Genomic DNA, 12,788 nt, shown 5'->3' with positions numbered 1-12,788 from the left:
GTTGAGGGGGGCTATCAAGTCAGGAATTGGTGCCGGGCAGGCTGTAGGCCTGCTGGAAATAGCGCCGGAAGGCGAGCATCGGCTGACTGAACTCGATATTGGCTCGCCAGGCCAACCCGACATCCATGGGCGGAACGGGGTCCTGGATGTTCACGGTCTCGATCCGCCTGCCTTCAAGTGACCAGGGACGATGCACCATGTCTGACAGGATGGCGACGCCGAGGCCGTTTGCCACCATCGATCTGACGGCTTCGATGGAACTGGTCCGCAAAAGCACCTTCGGCTGATAAGGGCTTCGGCTCCAGTATCGCAGCGAAGAGTGAGCCGCTTCGTCGACCGTCAGCATGATGTATGGCTCTTCGGCAATTTCACGCAGACCTATGCCGTCGCGCCGTTGCAGGTCGTGGCCGGCCGGAAGCCAGAGGCGCCTCACCGAACTCAGGAGCGTTTCGGTCGTCAGCATCGGGTTGAGAATGTTCGATGTCAGCAGTACCGAGATGTCGTAGCGATTGGTCAGAAGGCCTTCTTCGATCGACTCGCGGTTGACCTCGTAGAGCTGGATTTTCAGTTTCGGATAGAGGCGGCGGATGCGCTCGACGTGCAGCGGCAGGAAATAACCGATGACGGTGTAGGTCGCGGCAACGACAAGCTCTCCCTCGATATCGCTGCTGACGAGATTGAGATGGGTCGCTTCATCAACCTTCGCGAGAATCTCATAGGCGTGTGACAGGAATTGCCGGCCAGCCGTGGTCAGGTCCATACCCTGCGGCGTACGATTGAACAGCGACACGCCGACCGTCAGTTCGAGATCCTTGATCGCCGCTGTCACGGCGGATTGCGAGATCGACAGGCTGACGGCCGCATGTGAAATCTGTCCGTATTCCGCCGTTGCAACGAAGTAGCGAAGCTGCCGCAGGCTCAGGCTCATGAAGTTCTTCCTATCTCTTTATCCAAAAACAGCTGCGATGAATCAGATTTCATGGATCTAAATCGAGCTTATTTTCGATGTATCCTTGCGCAGTTCTTTTATGATATTGATATTTCTAGATATTTTTTGACGCAATTTTAAGCGCTTATATCAATTTATCAGATATTAAGCCTTTGAAAATTGTATTTTTCAAAGGCCTTCTTTGCCTTTAGCGTTTTCGTATCGGTCCTGAGCGGGACGAAAGTGCGAGGGAAGGCATTTGAAGGAAGCGGTCGATATTAATTGCGACATGGGGGAAGCTTTCGGCCGTTGGCGGATCGGCGACGCGCATGACGAGGAACTTATCTCGCTCATCAGTTCGGCCAATATCGCCACAGGCTTTCACGCCGGCGATCCCAATCTCATGGATGAAACCGTGCGGATGGCTGCTGCTCATGGTGTCGGTGTTGGCGCTCATCCCGGCTATAACGATCTCCAGGGTTTCGGGCGGCGCAAGATCAACGGCACAAGCCGCGAGATCGTCAACGATCTGATCTACCAGGTCGGTGCGCTGCGGGAGTTTGCCAGACGCTACGGCGTGCCTGTGCAGCATGTGAAGCCGCATGGCGCCCTCTACATGGAGCTCGCAGCGAACGCCGATCTCTCACAGATCTTCATACAATATATGCGCACCGTGGCGCCGAACATGTTCGTCTTCTGCATGGATGGCTCCGCCACCTGCCTTGCGGCTGAAGAGGCCGGCCAGCCCGTCGTCCGCGAATTCTATGCCGACCGCGACTATGGCGATACGGGCTGGATCGTCTTTACCAGGGACGCCGGCCGCCCCGATCCCAAGGCAATTGCCCGCAAGGTCGTGAGAGCCTGCACCGAGGGTGTCGTGCGTACCGTCAACGGCGCGGATATTCCGATCGCGTTCGATTCCATCTGCTTTCATTCCGATACTTTGGGCGCGCTCGATATCGTGCGCCACATGCGCGAGGCCCTCATTGCCGAGGGTATAAGAATTGTGCCCGTTTCACAGATTTTGAACAGCGACGCAGCGCGGAGGTCCCATGAGCAAGCTTGAGATCAGATCACCCCTTCCGGGAACTTTCTATAGGGCGTCCTCTCCGGACACGCCGCCCTTCAAGGCTGACGGCGATGCCGTTGCCGCAAGCGACACGATCGGTCTCATCGAGGTTATGAAAACCTTTCAGCAGGTTCCCGCCGGTCTCGATGGCAAGAACATCACCTTTCTCGTCGACAATGAAGAGCCCGTCATGGCCGGCCAGATCATCGCGGAGGTGGACCCATGACGATTCGTTCGGTTCTGGTCGCCAATCGCGGTGAAATCGCCGTCAGGATCATAAAGGCTGCCAAGGCGCTCGGCATTCGCACGGTGCAGGTTCATAGTGCGGCGGATGCTGAGATGCTCGCGGTGAAACTGGCCGACGAGGCGATCAACATCGGCTCGCCTGCTCCGAAGAAGTCTTACCTGAACATTGAAGCCGTCGTTTCGGCAGCGCGTGCGGCGGGTGTGGATGCCATTCACCCGGGATATGGCTTTCTGTCTGAAAACGGCGATTTTGCCGATGCCGTCGAAGCGGCGGGCATGATCTTCATCGGGCCGAGCGGCAAAGCCATCCGACTGCTCGGTGACAAGGTGGCGGCGCGCGCGATTGCGGCACGTGCTGGCGTGCCCACAGTGCCGGGAAGCGACGGTCGCCTTGCCGATATCGGTGCAGCCGAGGCGATTGCCGAACGCATCGGTTTTCCGATCATGATCAAGGCCGCCGCCGGCGGTGGCGGACGTGGCATCCGCATCGTTCAGTCGCTGGCCGAACTCAGGGAGCAATTTCCGCTCGCTTCGGCAGAGGCGGCAGCTGCTTTCGGCGACGGCGGCCTTTATATGGAGAAGGTCATCACCCGCGCCCGCCACATCGAGGTGCAGATCTTTGGCGATGGACAGAATTTCGTGCATTGCTTCGAGCGCGAATGCTCGCTGCAGCGGCGGCGCCAGAAGGTGTGGGAGGAAGCGCAGGCCTTCCTGCTGCCCGAGGATGTCCGGCAGCGCCTTTGCTCCAGTGCGGTGGCCCTTGCGGCGGAGGTCGGCTATCGCGGCGCGGGGACGGTCGAATATCTCTATGACGAGGACAACACGCAGTTCTATTTCATTGAGGTCAATACGCGGATTCAGGTCGAGCATCCGGTGACTGAGATGATTACCGGGATCGATCTGGTGCAGGAGATGTTCAAGGTAGCAGGTGGTGCTCGCCTATCGCTGTCGCAGTCCGATATTCGGGTGCGCGGTCATGCCATCGAGTGCCGAATCAATGCCGAGGACCCGGCCAGGGGCTTTCTGCCGGCGCCCGGCACCGTGACAAGGCTGTCGGTTCCCGAAGGCGAGGGCATCCGTTTCGACACGATGCTCTACGCCGGTTATACCGTGCCGCCCTTCTACGATTCCTTGCTCGGCAAGCTGATCGTCTGGGCCGAGGATCGCAATGCCTGCCTCGACAGGCTCGCTGCCGCCCTTTCCAATCTGACGATCGAGGGATTGCCGACGACGATCCCTCTGCATCTTGCGCTCGCTCGTGACCCATCGGTGCGCAAGGGCGCATTCCACACGCGTTTTCTCGAATCCTGGCTGGAGACCGATTTTGCCGCGGTTGACGGCATAGCTGCGGAGGTTGCCTGATGCCAGCTCGCTTTACGTTTGGAGGTGATGAACATCTCTTCGTCGAATGCAGCGACGAGATGTCCCTCGAAGCCTTCTTCAAGAGCCTGTCGATGGCAAAAGGGGTGCGTGAAAGCGCCATCAGGGGCGTCACCGAAATCTGCCCTGCTAATGCGTCCTTCCAGATCAAGTTCGATCCGGATCTGATCAAGCCGGATGATCTCTTGCGCGAAGTCAAGGCAATCGAGGGCGTGGCCGAGAAGGCGGAGCCGGTTATCATCACCCGCATCGTCGAAATACCGGTCTTCTACAATGATCCATGGACGCATGAGACGCTGATGCGCTTCCGTGAGCGGCATCAGGAGCCGACTGGCACCGATCTCGACTATGCCGCCAGGATCAATGGTTATGGAGCTGTCGAGGATTTCATCTCGGCCCATTCAGGGTCGCCGTGGTTCGTCTCCATGGTCGGCTTCGTCGCCGGTCTGCCCTTCATGTACCAGATGGTGGAGCGGCAGCGGCAGATCGAGGTGCCGAAATATCTACGCCCGCGAACCGATACGCCGCGGCTGACTGTGGGACATGGCGGCTGCTTCGGCTGCATCTATTCGGTGCGCGGGGCAGGTGGCTATCAGATGTTCGGCATCACGCCGATGCCGATCTTCGACCCCACGCAATCGACGAGCTATCTGCGCGACTTCATGGTGTTCTTCCGCCCCGGCGATATCGTGAAATTCCGGCCGATCGATCGCGACGGCTACGACCAGGCAGTCGAGGATGTCGACAAGGGTCGCTTCGCTCCACCGATCCGCGAGGTCAGTTTCGACCTCCGGCAATACCAGGCCGATATCGACGGATACAACGCCAAGCTGGAGGGCGTGCTATATGGCCATTAAGGTTCTTCATCACGGCCTTTCCACCACCATTCAGGATCTCGGGCGGCCCGGCTACTTTCATCTCGGCATTCCCGTCGGCGGCGCCATGGATCGATACGCCATGCGCGCGGCAAATCTTCTTGTTGGCAATGACGAGGGTGCTGCCGGGCTTGAGGCCGTCTTCATGGGACCCAAGCTCGAATTTCTCGACGATGCGCTGATTGCGGTCACCGGCGCCGATATGCCGGTCAGAATCGATGGCGAGCTGCAGCCGGGATGGACCGCGCTGAAGGTCAAGGCAGGGCAGATCGTAAGCTTCGACTTTCTGAAGTCCGGCGCGCGGATCTGCATTGCGGTATCGGGTGGCATCGACGTTCCCGAAGCTTTGGGCAGCCGGTCGACCTATGCGATCGGCGCCCTCGGTGGTCTCAACGGCAGGGCGATCGCTGCCGGAGATAAGCTTCCCGTCGGTTCCGGCTCAATGGCAGGCGTCGGTCGCTCGGTTGCAGAAGAGCTCCGCCGCAAGCCCGGCACGCCGGCTGAGCTCAGGGTCTTGCCGGGGCTTTATTGGGATCGGTTGACCGAGGAGACGAAGAGCAACTTCTTTGCCGACCAGTGGAAGGTGGCACCGGAAGCCGATCGCATGGGTTACCGCTTCCGCGGCGGGCGCAAGCTCGAATTTGTCGGGCGCAAGCAGCCCTTCGGCGCGGGCTCGGACCCCTCCAATATCGTCGACAGTTGCTATCCTTATGGTTCGATCCAGGTGCCGGGCGGAACGGAGCCGATCATCCTGCATCGCGATGCCGTATCTGGCGGCGGCTATTTCATGCTGGGAACGGTGATCTCCGCCGACATGGATCTGATCGGGCAATTGCAGCCGCATACGCCGACGCAGTTCGTTGAGGTCACGATGGATCAGGCGCTGGCGGCGCGCGCGGACCGGCAGGCCTTGCTTGCGCGGCTTCGCGCAGCTCTGGCTTAGAGGGTCAAACGGATGGTCGCGCTCCCAATCCCCTCTTTCCGCGATGGATGGAATATGGACGGGATCGACCGTGCCTCACTCGAGAACGCGGGTCAGATAGGCGGCCGTGACGCCGGGGCCGGGGATGATGGCGACGATCTTCATCTGCGCGATCGTGCGGTCGACGGAGGCTTCGAGATGGTTCTCCATCATCGCCGCCGCCGCCTTCACGGCGCCCCGCAGCAGCAATTCGGTGATCAGGCGGAGTTCCGTGATGATGGCGGGGTCGCCGGGCAGGCCGAGCCGCCGCAGCAATCGCTCCGTCGCCGTTACCGGCAGCAGGTTGTTGCGGATGGATTCCCTCAGTCGCTCGTTCGGCGTCGCGAGGACACAGATCTCGATGAAATCCGCATGAATCATCTCCAGCGCCGCAAGATGATCGGCCGGTTCGCGCCGCTCGAGATCGGAGAGCCGCAGAAACAGCTCGCCCAGCCGCTCGCGGTCGACCTTGCCGGCACCGGCAACCAGCGCCTGCGGTTCCAGCATGCCGCGCAGGCCATAGTGATCCTTGATCATCTGCGCCGTGAGTGGACCGGCGATCCAGTGGGACGACTGGTTCTTGCGTACCAGGCCGCGTTCGCGCAAGCGGGTCAGCACATCACGGACAACGGTACGACTGACGTTGAAGTGGCCGGCAAGTTCGATCTCGATGATGCGGTATTGGCCGAAGACGACGCAGCCGGCGACGTCAGCCTCGACGGTGTTGTAGATGCGCTCCCAGGAGGCGCGGCTCTGCAAGGCCTCGTCGGCGTGGCGCGGAATGGTCAGGCCGAACGTCTTGATATCGGTGCGGTTCGGTTCGATGCCCCGACCGGCAGGGCCGACGAGATAGCCGCGTCCGTTGAAGCGATGCACCAAGCCTTCGCTTTCCAGCGTCTGCAGCGCTCTCTGCACGGGCGCGCGCGAAATCTGCAGGATATCGGCGATCGGCCCTTCGAGCAGCACCACGCCCGGCGGCAGCGTGTTGTCCTCGATATTGCCGCGCAGAACATCCTCGGCGATCTCGTAGCGCTTTTGCGCATTGGGGCGCGCACGGTCTTCGGTCATCTGATGCAATGGACCCACGTCGTTCTGATGCCTCACTCTTACGCGTTTTGCAGCGCTAACATAGCGCAAAAATAAATGACTATTGAATACAAAATATGTTTTTGATCCGCAATTTTGAATGATGGCACTGCGTTGCTCGCCAGTGATTGTGGTCGCGAAGCGTGCTCTTTGCGGAATGGCCTTTGACAGCAAGCGCCGCAACGTCGCTTGCTGCGGGCGCTTTTCTGTCGAATTTGTGTGGCGACTGCATTTTCTGTCCGCCCCCTACTTTTTCGTTAGGTGCTATTTGTCGATTTAAAGATCCGGCCTTCGAAAAAGTCTATTGAATACAAAAATCATTTATGTAATGCTCTCATCATCAAGGCGCTCGTCAGAAGCGCTGCAGGTGGAACTCTTTGAAACGCCAAGGAACATCTCTTTGACGCGCATGTGATCTTGCGCGAACGCAGACCGACGTCTGGTGTCCGGATCGATGCGATTCCGGCGATGACGATGCTTTGCCTGAAGGATGGTCCTTGCCTTGAAACTGGTGGGAAATCGGTGTCGACCGTTCTTCAGCTCAGCCAAGTCACCAAGTCCTATGGCGCGTCCGCCGCACTGGACAGGGTGGATTTCTCGTTGCCCGACAACGCCTATATCTCGCTGCTCGGGCCAAGCGGCTCTGGCAAGACGACGCTCTTGCGCGTCATTGCCGGCTTCGAGGAGCCGGATGCCGGTTCGATCCTCTTTCACGGCAAGCGGCTCGATGGCGTGGAGCCGCATGATCGCGGCATCGGCTTCGTCTTTCAGAACTTCGCTCTGTTCCCGCATCTGTCCGTCGCCGAAAACGTCGCCTTCGGCCTGCGCAATCGCAAGGTCGATCCCGTGACGGATGCGCGCGTCCTGGCCAAGCGGGTTCAGGACATGCTGGCACTGGTCGGCCTGACGGGCTTTGATGATCGCGCCGTTACGCAGATTTCTGGTGGCCAGCGCCAGCGCGTCGCCCTGGCGCGTACGCTGGTGACGGAGCCGAAGATGGTGCTGCTGGATGAGCCGCTCGGCGCGTTGGACGCCAACCTGCGCGGCCGCATGCGCAACGAGCTCAAGATCATCCGCGAGCGCTGCGGCGTGACCTTCCTGCATGTCACGGGCAGTGAATCCGAGGCTCTGGCGATGGGGGATCTGGTGCTGGTTCTCGATCGCGGCCGCATCGCGCAGGCCGCCGCTTCCGATGTGGTCTACAATCGTCCAGCGACCGCTGCGGTCGCCCGCTTCCTCAATTGCTACAATCTCTTTGCCGGCGATGTCGTCGAAGATACCTTCGTCGGCCCCGCTGGCCGCTTTCCGCTGAATGGGTCGCGCCGGAAGGCGCCGCAGCCGGCCTACGCAATCCGCTACGATCGCGTTTCGATCCGTCTTCGTGGTGCGGCACTCTCGGATGACGAAGTGGGTATCGAGGCCGATTTCATCGCAAGCGAGTATTCCGGCGCGGCGGTCAATTCCTTCTTTGCGCTCGATGGCGGCCACGTCTTCGAGGTCGAATCTCACCTTAGTCATGCCCGCCCGCCGTCCTTTGTCGAAAGAGATCGGTATGCCCTCGTCTGGAAGAAGGAGGACGCTCTTGTCTTCGGTTGATGTGAGCCCCGCGAAACCCTTCCCCGGCCCCTTCAAGGAGAGCGAGAAATGACCATGGTTGCGACAAGCGAGGAAGCCGCGCAGGAAAGTCCGACTACGCGCCGGAAATCGAACAAGACGCTCTGGCTTTTGGCGCCGGGCATGATCTGGATGCTCGCCTTCCTGGTCCTGCCGATCCTGATGATGGTCTATGTTTCCTTCTGGACCCAGACGACCTTCAAGATCGAGCCGACGCTGACCTTGCAGAGCTGGATCACCTTTCTGACCAGCGCCACCTATCTCGGCGCGCTGTGGACGACGATCCGCATCTGGCTGCTGGTGCTGGTATCGACGCTCGTCGTCGGTTATCCGGCCGCGCTCTTCGTCGGGCTCCTCATCAAGAACAAGACGCTGCAGACCGTGCTGCTCGTCCTCTGTGTCATCCCTTTCTGGACGTCGTTTCTGATCCGGGTCCTCGCCTGGCGGCCGATGCTCGGCACAGAAGGCGCGATCAACATGATCCTGATGAAGCTCGGCATCGTGCAGCACCCCATAGAAGTGCTGCTGTTTTCGGAGTTGTCGGTGATCATCGGCATGACGCAGATCTATTGCGTCTTCATGGTCGGGCCGATCGCCTTCATGATGGGTCGGATCGACGCCTCCGTCATCGAGGCCGCGCAAGACCTTGGTGCGGGCTTCTGGCGCATCTTCCGCACCATCATCCTGCCGCTGTCCATGCCCGGCGTGGTGGTCGGCGCGATCTTCGTCTCCGTGATGGTTCTCGGCGAATTCGCAACGGCAGCCGCGCTGTCTGGCCGCAAGGTCAATCTGCTCGGCAATATCATCGTTACCCAGGTCGGCTCGCTCAAATGGGCTTTCGCGGCGGTCGCCGGCGTCATCCTGACCATCGTCATGGGCGCGGTCATTGCCGCCCTGCTCAAGGTCGTCGACCTCAGAAAGGAGCTTTGATCATGAACGCTGGCGGCATCAAGCTCGGCCTGGGTGTTTATACGGCCCTTTTTCTCGTCTTCCTTTACGGACCGCTGGCGGTCCTTGCGATCCTGTCGTTCCAGACGGGGCCGGAAGGCGGCCCGCAATTCCCGATCATCGAATGGTCGACCTATTGGTATCAGCATCTCTTCGGCCTGACGCCGCCTTCGCGCATCGCTCCCCTGCCGATCGATCAGGCGTTGATCCGGTCGCTGGCGTTGGCGCTGATGACCATGATCGTTTCGACCGTGCTCGGCGTCATGTCTGCCCAGGCATTCCGCCGCAAATTCCGCGGCTCAGGCGTCGTCTTCTACCTGATCGTCCTCGGCATGATGGTGCCGGGCGTGCTGGTTGGTCTCGGCATGGCGCTCGTCGCCAACGCTTTCGGCATCGATCGACACTGGTGGAGCACGGCCTTCGTCCTGCATGTGGTCTATACGTTCCCCTTCGCCTTCCTGGTGATGCTGGCGATCTTCAACCGGTTCGATCCGAGCATGGAGGAGGCGTCCTGGTCGCTCGGCGTCACCCCGGCGCGCACCTTCCGCAAGGTTACCTTCCCGCTGATCTTCCCCGGCGTTCTCTCGGCCATGCTCTTTGCCTTCACGCTTTCCTATGACGAATTCTCGCGGACGCTATTTGCTTCCGGCCGCGAGCTGACGCTGCCGCTTGCGATCTACGGCACCTTCTCCGTCGAGGTTCACCCGAACGTCTTTGCCTTCGGCGTGCTCACAACGCTCTTCTCCTTCGCGCTCCTCGGCACCTACGCGATCCTGATGGGGATGTCGGTGCGCCGCGCCAAGCGCATCCGCATTCAGGAGGACGCATGATGGCGAACAGGCTTTCCGCAATCGTGACCGGCGCGGGCTCCGGCATTGGTCGGGCTATCGCATTCCGGCTCGCGGCCGACGGTTACGCGGTTCTGGTCAACGATCTCTCGGGTGATCGGGCTCAGTCCGTCGCATCGGAGATACTCAGGGCGAACGGTGCGGCGATCGCGATTGCCGGCGATGTCGCCAAGCCTGAGGACGTGGCTGCGATCCATGCCGCAGCCAAGGCCTCGCACGGCGACGTCGCCCTCCTCGTCAACAATGCCGGCATCGCCCACCAGGCGGCTTTCGAGGATCTCGATCTTGCGGATTTCGACCGGATGTTTGCAGTGCATGTCCGTGGCACTTTCCTGATGACCAAGGCCGTCATGCCTTCGATGCTTGCGCGTGGCGAGGGCGTGATCGTCAATGTCGCCTCGCAGCTCGGACAGATCGGCGGCATCGAGCTCGTCCATTACTCCGGCGCCAAGGCGGCGATCATCGGCATGACCAAGGCGCTTGCGCGCGAGGTTTCGAACCGAGGCGTGCGGGTCAATGCCGTCGCGCCGGGGCCGATCAACACGCCGCTGGTGCAGGGGCTTTCCGAGGAATGGCGCGAGCGCAAGAAACGCGAGCTGCCGCTCGGGCGCTTCGGTGAGCCGGAGGAAGTGGCCGCGACCGTGGCCTTCCTGGCGTCACCTGCCGCGAGCCTTTTCGTCGGCCAGACGCTTGGTCCCAATTCCGGCGACGTGATGCTCTGAAGAGGAGAAGCATATGAACAGTCAAGAAAAGCGCGTTGTCATCGTCACGGGGGCCGGCATCGGCATTGGCCGGGCGGCAGCGAAAGCATTTGCCGCGCTCGGCGACCATGTCGTCGTCACCGATATCCTTGAAAGCGAGGGCGAGAGCGCCGTTCGCGATATTTTGGTCGCCGGCGGTTCGGCTGAATTTCGTCTCTATGATGTGCGCTCCACAGATGCCGCCAACCGGCTTGTCGCAGATGTCGAGGCGCGCTTCGGCAAGATCGACATCATTGTCGCGAATGCCGGCATCGCCCATCGCACGCCGCTCGACAAGCTCAGCGACGACAAATGGGATCTGACCATGGATGTCGATCTGAAGGGCATTTTCCGGCTGGTGCGTGCCGCTGCGCCAGGGATGCGGGCTCGAAAATCCGGAAGCATCATCGCCCTCTCCTCGATCATGGGCGTCGCCTACGGATGGGACGAGCATGTCCATTATTCGGCCGCCAAATCCGGTGTCGTCGGGTTGGTTCGCGGGCTCGCGGTCGAGCTGGCAAGGGATGGCATCAGGGTCAACGGCATCGCCCCCGGCTATATCCGCACCGCCCAGCTTCTTTCGGAAGAGAATTCGCTTGGTCCCGCCGGTGCGGAGAAGGCGGCGGAATTCATCCCGATGGGCCGGCTCGGCGAGCCGGAGGATATCGCCGATGTGATCTCATTCCTGGCGTCGAAGGGCGCGAGATACATGACCGGCCAGGTTCTGGTCGTGGATGGTGGCCTCCTCGTGGGGCGGTACTGATCGGCAGCGGCCAGATGGCCGCGCGATGCAAGCAATGAAGCAGGCCCGGCAAGGGCACAGGGAACAGCAATCAGCACTGGAGAACACAAGATGTCCAAAATGGAATTGAACAGGCGCTCTCTATTGAAACATTCCGCCGGCGTCATGGCGCTGGCGATCGGGGGCGGCACGCCGTTCCTGTCGTCGCGAGCGGCGTACGCACAGGCAAGCGGTCTTGCCAAGCAACAGCTGCGCACGATCGGGCTTTCGGTCACCGTGCAGGAGCGGATCCTTGATGATTTCCGCAAGGTAAGCGGTGTCGGGCAGACGTCCGGCACGGCGGCGACTTTCCCGGACGCGCAGACCAAGATCCTCTCCGGCTCCAAGGACTATGATTGCTGGGAAATCATCGCCGAGCGCCTGCCATCGATCGTCATGACCAACAATGTCGAGCCGATCCCGGCCGCCTCCCTGAAAAACTGGGCCAATATCCGCGATACCTTCACGACGCCTTCAGACAAGTGGGACCCGAAGCAGCAGATCGTCGGGCAGATCTGGGCCGATGACGCCAAGACGACGCTGAACATGGTGCCGGCGGTCTACAACTACGACTCCATAGGCTACAATCCCGATGTCCTGTCGGCCGAGGAAGCCAATACATGGGCAGCGATCTTCGATCCGAAGTTCAAGGGAAAGTCCGGGCTTAATACCGATCCGCTGATCGCCTTCGGTCAAGCCATCATGGCGATGAACACGCTCGGGCTCTCAAACGTCAAGAATCCGGCCAATCCGACGACATCAGAAATCGACGAGGCTGCGAAGTTCCTCGTGTCGAAAAAGAAGGGCGGGCAGTTCCGCGCACTTTGGGGCGATTTCGGCGAGCTGGTCAACCTGATGGCATCGGGCGAGATGGTTGTCTGCGACGCCTGGCAACCGGCGGTCATGGCCGTCAAGGCGCAGGGCAAGGCGTGCAAATATGCCGTGCCGAAGGAAGGCTATCGCGGCTGGGCGATCGGACCTTCGATGATCGCTGGCACGTCCAACAAGGAAGCCGTGATCGCCTATGCCGACTACTGGCTGTCCGGCGAGCCCGGTATCACCGTGTCCGAACAGGGTTACTACTCGCCCTCGACCAATATCCAGAAGGTCATGGCGCCGGACAAATATGCCTTTTGGTATGAAGGCAAGCCGTGGGTCGGCGCTGCCGAGCGCGGCATCAAGGAAGGCGACCTGCGTGATGGCGGCTCGCTGGCGGAGCGTGCGAAGAACGTCGCCTACTGGCACCAGTGGCCGGATGAATACGACCATCTCGTCCAGAAGTGGGATGAATTCCTCAATGCTTAGTCCGGCG

The 12,788-nt window shown here is 60.6% G+C and carries 13 protein-coding genes; 11 read left to right on the top strand and 2 right to left on the bottom strand.

Going from position 1 to position 12,788, the window contains the following annotated elements; genetic code table 11:
- Window positions 1-19: 19 nt before the first annotated feature.
- Entirely contained in the window at window positions 20-928 is a 909-nt protein-coding gene (locus ACIQWP_RS01080) for a LysR family transcriptional regulator (RefSeq protein WP_402781031.1), read from the bottom strand.
- Window positions 929-1,187: 259 nt separating this feature from the next.
- On the opposite strand from ACIQWP_RS01080, the gene ACIQWP_RS01075 reads away from it, so the two are divergent.
- Genes ACIQWP_RS01075 through ACIQWP_RS01055 form a run of 5 tightly spaced genes read left to right on the top strand, consistent with a single transcriptional unit; the run spans window position 1,188 to window position 5,441 of the window.
- Window positions 1,188-1,994, top strand: coding sequence for a 5-oxoprolinase subunit PxpA (locus ACIQWP_RS01075; protein ID WP_402781028.1), 807 nt, complete (start codon window positions 1,188-1,190; stop codon window positions 1,992-1,994).
- On the top strand, window positions 1,981-2,223 hold the full coding sequence (locus ACIQWP_RS01070; RefSeq protein ID WP_402781025.1) for an acetyl-CoA carboxylase: 243 nt from the start codon (window positions 1,981-1,983) through the stop codon (window positions 2,221-2,223). The genes ACIQWP_RS01075 and ACIQWP_RS01070 overlap by 14 nt, the downstream gene beginning before the upstream one ends.
- Window positions 2,220-3,605, top strand: coding sequence for an acetyl-CoA carboxylase biotin carboxylase subunit (locus ACIQWP_RS01065; RefSeq protein ID WP_402781022.1), 1,386 nt, complete (start codon window positions 2,220-2,222; stop codon window positions 3,603-3,605). Before ACIQWP_RS01070 ends, ACIQWP_RS01065 begins: the two co-directional genes overlap by 4 nt.
- Entirely contained in the window at window positions 3,605-4,480 is an 876-nt protein-coding gene (locus ACIQWP_RS01060; protein WP_402781019.1) for an allophanate hydrolase subunit 1, read from the top strand. The genes ACIQWP_RS01065 and ACIQWP_RS01060 overlap by 1 nt, the downstream gene beginning before the upstream one ends.
- On the top strand, window positions 4,470-5,441 hold the full coding sequence (locus ACIQWP_RS01055; RefSeq protein WP_402781016.1) for a biotin-dependent carboxyltransferase family protein: 972 nt from the start codon (window positions 4,470-4,472) through the stop codon (window positions 5,439-5,441). Before ACIQWP_RS01060 ends, ACIQWP_RS01055 begins: the two co-directional genes overlap by 11 nt.
- Window positions 5,442-5,516: 75 nt before the next feature.
- Here the strand turns inward: ACIQWP_RS01055 and ACIQWP_RS01050 are convergent, their stop codons facing one another.
- Window positions 5,517-6,527 carry a GntR family transcriptional regulator gene (locus tag ACIQWP_RS01050; protein ID WP_402781014.1) on the bottom strand — a complete coding sequence of 337 codons (1,011 nt, stop codon included), beginning with the start codon at window positions 6,525-6,527 and terminating at the stop codon, window positions 5,517-5,519.
- A gap of 540 nt (window positions 6,528-7,067) precedes the next feature.
- Between ACIQWP_RS01050 and ACIQWP_RS01045 the strand changes: the two genes are divergently transcribed.
- The 6 genes from ACIQWP_RS01045 (at window position 7,068) to ACIQWP_RS01020 (ending at window position 12,781) form a co-directional block, all read left to right on the top strand.
- Window positions 7,068-8,141 (top strand): ABC transporter ATP-binding protein, encoded by a 1,074-nt coding sequence (locus tag ACIQWP_RS01045; RefSeq protein WP_402781011.1) that lies wholly within the window; start codon window positions 7,068-7,070, stop codon window positions 8,139-8,141.
- A gap of 48 nt (window positions 8,142-8,189) precedes the next feature.
- Window positions 8,190-9,089, top strand: a complete 900-nt coding sequence (locus tag ACIQWP_RS01040; RefSeq protein WP_402781008.1) for an ABC transporter permease — start codon at window positions 8,190-8,192, stop codon at window positions 9,087-9,089.
- Window positions 9,090-9,091: 2 nt separating this feature from the next.
- The gene (locus ACIQWP_RS01035) at window positions 9,092-9,937 is read left to right on the top strand and encodes an ABC transporter permease (RefSeq protein WP_402781005.1); all 846 of its coding nucleotides are present in this window, start codon (window positions 9,092-9,094) and stop codon (window positions 9,935-9,937) included.
- Window positions 9,937-10,677: an SDR family NAD(P)-dependent oxidoreductase gene (locus tag ACIQWP_RS01030; RefSeq protein ID WP_402782690.1), complete on the top strand. Its 741-nt coding sequence runs from the start codon at window positions 9,937-9,939 to the stop codon at window positions 10,675-10,677. The genes ACIQWP_RS01035 and ACIQWP_RS01030 overlap by 1 nt, the downstream gene beginning before the upstream one ends.
- A 13-nt stretch (window positions 10,678-10,690) precedes the next feature.
- Window positions 10,691-11,458 (top strand): SDR family NAD(P)-dependent oxidoreductase, encoded by a 768-nt coding sequence (locus ACIQWP_RS01025; RefSeq protein ID WP_402781002.1) that lies wholly within the window; start codon window positions 10,691-10,693, stop codon window positions 11,456-11,458.
- A 90-nt stretch (window positions 11,459-11,548) separates the two neighbouring features.
- Complete coding sequence (locus ACIQWP_RS01020; protein ID WP_402780999.1) at window positions 11,549-12,781, top strand: PotD/PotF family extracellular solute-binding protein; 1,233 nt, start codon at window positions 11,549-11,551, stop codon at window positions 12,779-12,781.
- Window positions 12,782-12,788 lie beyond the last annotated feature (7 nt).

The sequence above is a fragment of the Rhizobium sp. NPDC090279 genome, assembly GCF_044769665.1.
GTDB lineage: Bacteria > Pseudomonadota > Alphaproteobacteria > Rhizobiales > Rhizobiaceae > Rhizobium.
Note: the sequence above shows the minus strand (reverse complement) of the source record. Positions and strands in the feature narration are given on the sequence as shown.

Bases quoted from the DNA above. Each gene is read 5' to 3' on its own strand.
- ACIQWP_RS01035 (WP_402781005.1), top strand. From the start codon at position 9,092: ATGAACGCTGGCGGCATCAAGCTCGGCCTGGGTGTTTATACGGCCCTT.
- ACIQWP_RS01060 (WP_402781019.1), top strand. From the start codon at position 3,605: ATGCCAGCTCGCTTTACGTTTGGAGGTGATGAACATCTCTTCGTCGAA.
- ACIQWP_RS01050 (WP_402781014.1), bottom strand. From the start codon at position 6,527: ATGACCGAAGACCGTGCGCGCCCCAATGCGCAAAAGCGCTACGAGATC.
- ACIQWP_RS01020 (WP_402780999.1), top strand. From the start codon at position 11,549: ATGTCCAAAATGGAATTGAACAGGCGCTCTCTATTGAAACATTCCGCC.
- ACIQWP_RS01025 (WP_402781002.1), top strand. From the start codon at position 10,691: ATGAACAGTCAAGAAAAGCGCGTTGTCATCGTCACGGGGGCCGGCATC.
- ACIQWP_RS01055 (WP_402781016.1), top strand. From the start codon at position 4,470: ATGGCCATTAAGGTTCTTCATCACGGCCTTTCCACCACCATTCAGGAT.
- ACIQWP_RS01040 (WP_402781008.1), top strand. From the start codon at position 8,190: ATGACCATGGTTGCGACAAGCGAGGAAGCCGCGCAGGAAAGTCCGACT.
- ACIQWP_RS01070 (WP_402781025.1), top strand. From the start codon at position 1,981: ATGAGCAAGCTTGAGATCAGATCACCCCTTCCGGGAACTTTCTATAGG.
- ACIQWP_RS01065 (WP_402781022.1), top strand. From the start codon at position 2,220: ATGACGATTCGTTCGGTTCTGGTCGCCAATCGCGGTGAAATCGCCGTC.
- ACIQWP_RS01080 (WP_402781031.1), bottom strand. From the start codon at position 928: ATGAGCCTGAGCCTGCGGCAGCTTCGCTACTTCGTTGCAACGGCGGAA.
- ACIQWP_RS01030 (WP_402782690.1), top strand. From the start codon at position 9,937: ATGGCGAACAGGCTTTCCGCAATCGTGACCGGCGCGGGCTCCGGCATT.